The 6945-nt window shown below is 68.2% G+C and carries 6 protein-coding genes; all 6 read left to right on the top strand.

The annotated features are described in order from the left end of the window. Positions 1–125 precede the first annotated feature (125 nt). Entirely contained in the window at positions 126–908 is a 783-nt protein-coding gene (locus N5C25_RS14530) for a ParA family protein (RefSeq protein ID WP_058980005.1), read from the top strand. Continuing rightward, positions 905–2104 (top strand): chemotaxis protein CheW, encoded by a 1200-nt coding sequence (locus N5C25_RS14535; RefSeq protein WP_058980004.1) that lies wholly within the window; start codon positions 905–907, stop codon positions 2102–2104. Before N5C25_RS14530 ends, N5C25_RS14535 begins: the two co-directional genes overlap by 4 nt. Before the next feature lie 169 nt (positions 2105–2273). Continuing rightward, a complete protein-coding gene (locus N5C25_RS14540) occupies positions 2274–2582 on the top strand; it encodes an STAS domain-containing protein (RefSeq protein WP_019659587.1) in 309 nt (102 codons plus the stop codon). Beyond that, positions 2579–2944: a response regulator gene (locus tag N5C25_RS14545; RefSeq protein ID WP_005409521.1), complete on the top strand. Its 366-nt coding sequence runs from the start codon at positions 2579–2581 to the stop codon at positions 2942–2944. The genes N5C25_RS14540 and N5C25_RS14545 overlap by 4 nt, the downstream gene beginning before the upstream one ends. A 45-nt stretch (positions 2945–2989) precedes the next feature. Continuing rightward, entirely contained in the window at positions 2990–4978 is a 1989-nt protein-coding gene (locus tag N5C25_RS14550; RefSeq protein WP_279937177.1) for a chemotaxis protein CheA, read from the top strand. Between the two features lie 386 nt (positions 4979–5364). Continuing rightward, on the top strand, positions 5365–6945 hold a 1581-nt coding region (locus N5C25_RS14555; protein WP_279937178.1), incomplete at its 3' end, for an MCP four helix bundle domain-containing protein.

Raw genomic sequence — 6945 nt, forward strand, 5'->3', positions numbered from 1 at the left:
CGAACAAGCCGCCGCAACTCCGGCCAGCGCCCCCACCTCCCCCATCGCACCGGTGAAGTTGCCGCCGGTGCCGGCTGGCAGCCGCGTCGGCGCCGCCGTTCCCCCGGCAATGAAGGAGTAAACCGATGCGCATCTGGGCAATCGCCAACCAGAAGGGCGGAGTCGGCAAGACCACCACCACCCTCGCCCTCGGCCGCGGCCTGGCCGCGCTCGGCCATCGCGTGCTGCTGATCGATCTCGATCCGCACGCCTCGCTCAGCCGCGCCTTCGGCGTACCGGTGGATCCGCCGCCGGCCGGCGTGCTGGAACTGTTCGGCGCTCCGCCGGTCGATCTTTCCAGCCTGTGCCATGCCAGCAGCATCCAAGGCCTGGACTATGTCTGCGCGCAGTCGGCGCTGGCCACGCTGGAGCGCCGCAGCGCCAACCAGCCCGGCCTCGGCCTGGCCCTGCAGAACGCACTGGCGCGCCACCAGGGCCAGCACGACTACATCCTGCTGGACTGTGCCCCCACCCTTGGCCTGTTGATGATCAACGCGCTGGCCGCTGCCGACCGCCTGATCATCCCCACCCAGGCCGAGCCGCTGGCCCTGCATGGCCTGGACGGCATGGTCCGCACCGGCGAGATGGTCGAGCGCTCGCGCCGCCGCCCGCTGCCGATCTCGATCCTGCCGACCCTGTTCGACCGCCGCACCCGCGCCGGCAACGAGTCGCTGCGCACCATGCAGGATCGCCATGGCACCCGCGTGTGGGAAGACGCCATTCCGATCGACACCCGCATCAGCAATGCCGCAGGCCTGACCCTGCCCAGCGTTGGTGAGGAGTACCCGGGCCGCGGCCTGGCCGCCTATCGCCGCGCACTGAACTGGATCCTCGCTCAGGATGCCCGCGCCCTGGAGCAGGCCGCATGAACAGCACCGGCGTACTGGACGACTATCTGGACGAACTGCTGGGCGAAGCGATCGCTCCGGCCGTCGTGCTTCCAACGCCGGACAGCGTCGCCCCGGCCCCGGCCAGCATATCGCAACCGGAACATGAGCCGACCTGGGATGACCTGCCGGCCGAGGTGATCTACGAAACCGACACCGTCGCCGCGGCGCCTGCCGCGGACAACGCCGCGCTCGAAGCCGCCTTCGAGGCCGCCGCAACGGCCGGCCGCGAACCCACCTGGGACGATCTGCCTGCCGAGGTGATCTACGAAACGGAGACTGTTGCCGTTGCACCGGCAGAGGACGACGCAGCACTGGAGGCCGCCTTCGAGGCCGCCGCAATGCCGGTCGCCGCTCCCGAGCGGGAACCGACCTGGGATGATCTGCCTGACGAGGTGATCCACGAGACGGCCCCGGCCAAGGCCGGCCCGGAGCCCACCTGGGACGACCTGCCCGACGAAGTGATCTACGAGACCGACGCGGCCGACAGCCATCACCTCGCCCACACTGACAGCCCCGGCCTGCAGGCTGCGTTCGAGGCCGCTGCCGGCGGCGCGGATGTCCCCACGCCGCCCCCGGCCGTGGTAGCGCGCCCTGCACCCGCGCCTGCCCCGGCTGCGCCCGCTGCCGTCGCGCCGCCGCCCCGCGTTGCCGTGGATGCCCCGGCCACCAACCGTCCCGGCACCTGGCAGGAACTGCAGGCACAGGCTCTCCAGCCCGCCAGCAGCCCGCATCCGCAGAACCGCCGCGCCGGCGAGCGCACCTCGCGCTGGCTGCGCCTGCGTTGCGGCACCCAGGCTTATGCGCTGGAACTGCTGAAGGTGCAGGAAGTGGTGCTGCCAGTTCCCCTGCTGCCATTGCGCGGCACCGCACCAGCGATGCTCGGCATCATGAACCTTCGGGGCCAGGTGGTACCGGTGATGGATCTCGGCCTGCACCTGGGTGCGGCCGCTGCCGAAGACGATTCGCAGACCCGCATCGTGGTGCTGGAGGAAGACGGCGAAACCATCGGCCTGCGCGTGTCGGCGGTGGAAGATGTCGCCAACCTTACCGACTCGCAGATCGAGCCGCCTGATACCGCGCGCATCTGCCAGATTTCCAACGACCTGTTCCGTGGCGTCGCCCGGGTCAGCCAGCGTCCGATGATCCTGCTCGACGCCACACGGCTGTTGAGTTGAGTCGGCGCTTTGCGCCGACGCGGTGCCTGTCGGGGACTGCAGGTGCCGATGCGCAGCATTGGCATCTCCCGTCCCCGAACAACACCGCATCGGCGCACCGCGTCGATTCCCCTAAAGAACCCTGCCGGGGTGCCGTTATGGATCACGGAACCGTTTGTCCGGAGCAACGATGAGCACTGTCGAACTGGGTGGGGATCTCGGCATCGAGAGCAGCACCGAGCTCAAGAACCGCCTCGCCCCGCTGGTGGCGCAGGCAGGCGAGCTGACCCTGGATGCAAGCCAGGTCGCCCGCATCCACACGGCCGCCGTGCAGGTGCTGTGTGCATTCGTGCAGGCCCGCCGCGAGGCAGGCCTGGGCACCGGCTTCCACGGTTGCACCGCAACCTTCCGTGACGCCGCGCGCCTGCTGGGCGTCACCCAGGCCCTGGGCCTGGACGCAACCCATGACAACCTGAAATCTGTGGAGAACGCTGCATGAGCGCACGTATCTTGGTGGTGGACGATTCGGCGTCGATGCGCCAGATGGTTTCCTTCGCCCTCACCTCGGCCGGTTTTGCCGTCGAAGAAGCCGAAGACGGCGCGGTCGCGCTCGGTCGCGCCAAGGGCCAGCGCTTCAATGCGGTGGTCACCGACGTCAACATGCCGAACATGGACGGCATCGCGCTGATCCGCGAACTGCGCCAGCTGCCGGACTACAAGTTCACCCCGCTGCTGATGCTGACCACCGAATCGGCCGCCGACAAGAAGTCCGAAGGCAAGGCCGCCGGTGCCACCGGCTGGCTGGTCAAGCCGTTCAATCCCGAACAGCTGGTCGCCACCGTGCAGAAAGTGCTGGGCTGATCGCCCCGCACCGCTCCCCTTCTTCGCTTCCGGAACGCCACTGCCATGAGCATGGACCTGCAACGCTTCCACGCCACCTTCTTCGAGGAGAGCCGCGAAGGCCTCGACGCGATGGAGGCTGGCCTGCTGGCCCTGGAATCGGGGCAGCAGGACGCGGAGATCATCAATTCGGTGTTCCGCGCCGCCCATTCGATCAAGGGCGGCGCCGGCACCTTCGGCTTCGATGCCATCGCCGGCCTGACCCACGTGCTGGAAACGCTGCTCGATGAGCTGCGTGCCGGCAAGCGGGCGCTGGAAGGCCACGCCGTCGACGCCATGCTGTCTTCGGTGGACGTGCTTCGCGCCCTGCTGCGCGAAGCCGAACACGGCCAGGCTGCCGACCCCGCCGCTGTCGCCGCAGTGAAGGCGCGCCTGGAAGCCGTTCTCTCCGGCCAGGCCGCATCGAGCGCTCCGGTCGCGGCAGCGGCCAAGGTGGACGATACCCCCGAAGCCTGGCAGATCGGTTTCACTCCAGCGCCGTCGCTGTTCATGAGCGGCAACGACCCGCTGCGCATCATCCGCGAGCTGGAACACCTCGGCTCGCTGCAGGTCGCCGCGCGCATGGAACGCCTGCCCGGCTTCGCCCAGCTCGACCCGCTGGAGGCCCACCTGGCGTGGGATCTGGGCCTGGTCGGCAAGGTGCCGCGCAGCAAGATCGAAGACACCTTCGCCTGGGTGCTGGACGACTGCGAACTGGACATCCGTCCGGCCGCGCCGCCAAGCCTGGCCACCCAGGCCCCGGCGGCAGCGGCCCCCGCTCCGGTCGCAGCGGCACCGTCGGCACCGGCCGTGCCTGCCGCCAGCGGTGGTGCCAGCCAGGAAGCGGAAACCTCGATCCGCGTCAGCGTCGACAAGGTCGATGCGCTGATCAACCTGGTCGGCGAACTGGTCATCACCCAGGCCATGCTCAAGCAGGTCTCGCACGCGCTGGACCCGGTCCACGCCGAGAGCCTGTTCGCCGGCCTGGACCAGCTTGAACGCAACACCCGCGACCTGCAGGAAGCGGTGATCGGCGTGCGCATGCTGCCCGTCGATGCGGTGTTCCGCCGCTTCCCGCGCCTGGTCCGGGACCTGTCCAGCCGCCTCGGCAAGCAGGTCCGCCTGCGCACCGTCGGCGAAGGCACCGAACTGGACAAGGGCCTGATCGAGAAGATCGCCGATCCGCTGGTGCATCTGGTACGCAACTCGATCGACCACGGCCTGGAAATGCCCGACGTCCGCCGCGGTGCTGGCAAGGACGAGACCGGCACGATCACGCTGGCAGCCTCGCATCAGGGCGGCCATATCGTCATCGAAGTCAGCGACGATGGCCGTGGCCTGGACCGCGCCAAGATCCTGGCCAAGGCTCACGAACGCGGCCTGGCCGTGCCGGACAACCCGACCGATTCGCAGGTCTGGGACCTGATCTTCCAGCCAGGCTTCTCCACGGCCGATGCGGTCACCGACCTGTCCGGGCGTGGTGTCGGCATGGACGTGGTCCGCCGCAACATCCAGGCACTGGGCGGCGAGGTGCAGATCGAAAGCAGCCTCGGTACCGGCACCCGCACGCTGATCCGCCTGCCGCTGACCCTGGCCATCCTCGATGGCATGACCGTGGCAGTGGCCGGCGAAACCCTGATCCTGCCCCTGGCGTATGTGCTGGAGGCGCTGCAGCCGCAGGCCGAGGACATCCGCAGCATGGCCGGCGAGGGCCGCGTGCTGCGCGTGCGTGGCGAGTACCTGCCGATCCTCTCGCTGAGCGAGTACTACGGCTACGGCAACCGCGCACCCGGCAGCGAATCGCTGGTGGTGGTGGTCGAAGGTGATGGCCAGAAGATCGCGCTGGAGGTGGACGAACTGGTCGGCCAGCAACAGGTCGTGGTGAAGAACATCGAGAACAACTACCGCCGCATCGGCGGAGTATCCGGCGCCACCATCCTCGGCGACGGCCGGGTCGCGCTGATCGTCGACATCGGTGGGTTGGTGCGCTCGCTGCGGACGCCGCAGGCGGCCTGATCCACGCTGCATGCGAACCATGGACCGCCGCCCCTCGGGGCGGCGGTTTTCGTTTGTGTTCGGCCTGCCAGGGGGGTCAGATTCCCTTCCGCAGGAACGGAATCTGACTGCGGGACGGCACCCCGAAACCAAATCGTGAACTCCGTCGGCACGATAGTTGCTGTCGCAACCACTTCATCCAATCGAAAACCGCGTCGCTGCAACGCTTCCGCGCTGCCCTCCCTACGCATCCGAATGTGATCTGCGTCCATAAAGTCCATCGAGACTGCGCCGCTATTTCGCATTGACGGCCGTCACCGAACCCCACCGGGAACCACCGTTCGCTCTGCAACCACCCCCAAACCGGCGCACAGACGCCGGCACTCTGCCCACCTGGAGCACCCTGCATGAAGTGGTTCCAAGATCTGCCCATCGCCCGCAAGCTGGCTGTGGGGTTCACCCTCACCACGTTGATGACCCTGATCCTCGGCGCGTTCGCCCTGCTGCGACTGAGCGAAGCCAACGCGCAGCTACGCGACATGGCTGGCAACGATATCCCCTCGGTCCAGCACCTGGGCGAGGCGCGCTCGCAGCTCGGGGAGTTCCGCACTTACGAACTGGCCCAGCTGAGCATGCTCGACCAGCCGGAAAAGGTGGCCGACTACAACAAGCGCATGGACGACACCGCCAAGGCCGTACATGACGAACTGGCGGCGTACGCGGCGCTGCCGGCGCTGGACAAGGAGCGTGAACTGTATCGCGCAGCCAGCGCGCAACTGGATCGCTACTTCGCCGCCAACAAGGCGATGCGCGACGCCGTGACCGCCGGTGACGGCGTCCTGGCGCGGCAGATCTCCGACGAGCAGTCACGCCCGGCGCGCCGCGACCTGTTCGCTGCGATGAAGGCACTGGGCGCCCATATCGCCGGGCAGATGGACGGCAAGATCGCCGACGCCAACGCCACCCATCGCAACAGCATGATCGCCATCATCGGCTGCATCATCCTGCTGTCGCTGGTGGCCGCCGCGCTGGCCATCGTCATCTCGCGCGCGGTCACCGGCCCGCTGGGCAAGGCCGTGCATGCCATCCAGGCGGTCGCCCGCGGCGATCTCAGCGTCAGCACCCAGGCCACCAGCAGGGACGAAGCCGGCAGGATGCTTACGGCCACGGCCGAAATGACCGCAATGCTGCGCCGTTTCAGCGAGCAGACGCAGCTGATGGCACAGATGCATGCCGGCCCGGACATCAGCCACCGTATTCCGGAAGACTTCCCGGGCGTCTACGGCCAGCTGGCCAGCGGCATCAACACGGTGATCTTCGAACACCTCGATGCGATCGTCGATGCCATTGAAGTGCTCAACCAGTACGCCATCGGCAACCTTGCTCCGGAAGCCCGCCGCCTGCCAGGCAGCCGCGCGATCCTGCACGAATCGATGGACGCCGCCAAGGCCAGCCTGCTGGCCATCAACACGCAGATCCAGCACCTGGCCTCGGCCGCCGCTGCGGGCGACTTCAGCCAGCGCGGTGACGCGCAGCGCTTCGATCACGATTTCCGCGTGATGATCGAGCAGCTCAACAGCATGATGCAGGTCGCCGACGGCAACCTCGGCCAGCTCTCGCAGCTGCTGCAGTCGATCGCCGCCGGCGACCTGACCGCACGCATGGACGGCCAGTTCAACGGCGTGTTCGCGCGCATGCGTGACGACGCCAACACCACCGTCGCACAGCTGACCCAGATCGTCAGCCAGATCCAGGCCAGTGCCTCCAGCATCACCCTCGCCGCTGGCGAGATCGCGTCCGGCAACAGCGACCTGTCGCGCCGTACCGAGCAGCAGGCCGCCAACCTGGAAGAGACTGCCGCCTCGATGGAGGAACTGACCTCCACCGTGCGCCAGAACGCCGAACACGCCCGCCAGGCCAACCAGCTCGCCATCGGCGCCCATGGCGTCGCCTCGCAGGGCGGTGAGGTGGTGGGCCAGGTGGTGACC

The sequence above is a fragment of the Stenotrophomonas sp. GD03958 genome (genome assembly GCF_029839005.1).
GTDB classification, from domain to species: Bacteria; Pseudomonadota; Gammaproteobacteria; order Xanthomonadales; family Xanthomonadaceae; genus Stenotrophomonas; species Stenotrophomonas hibiscicola.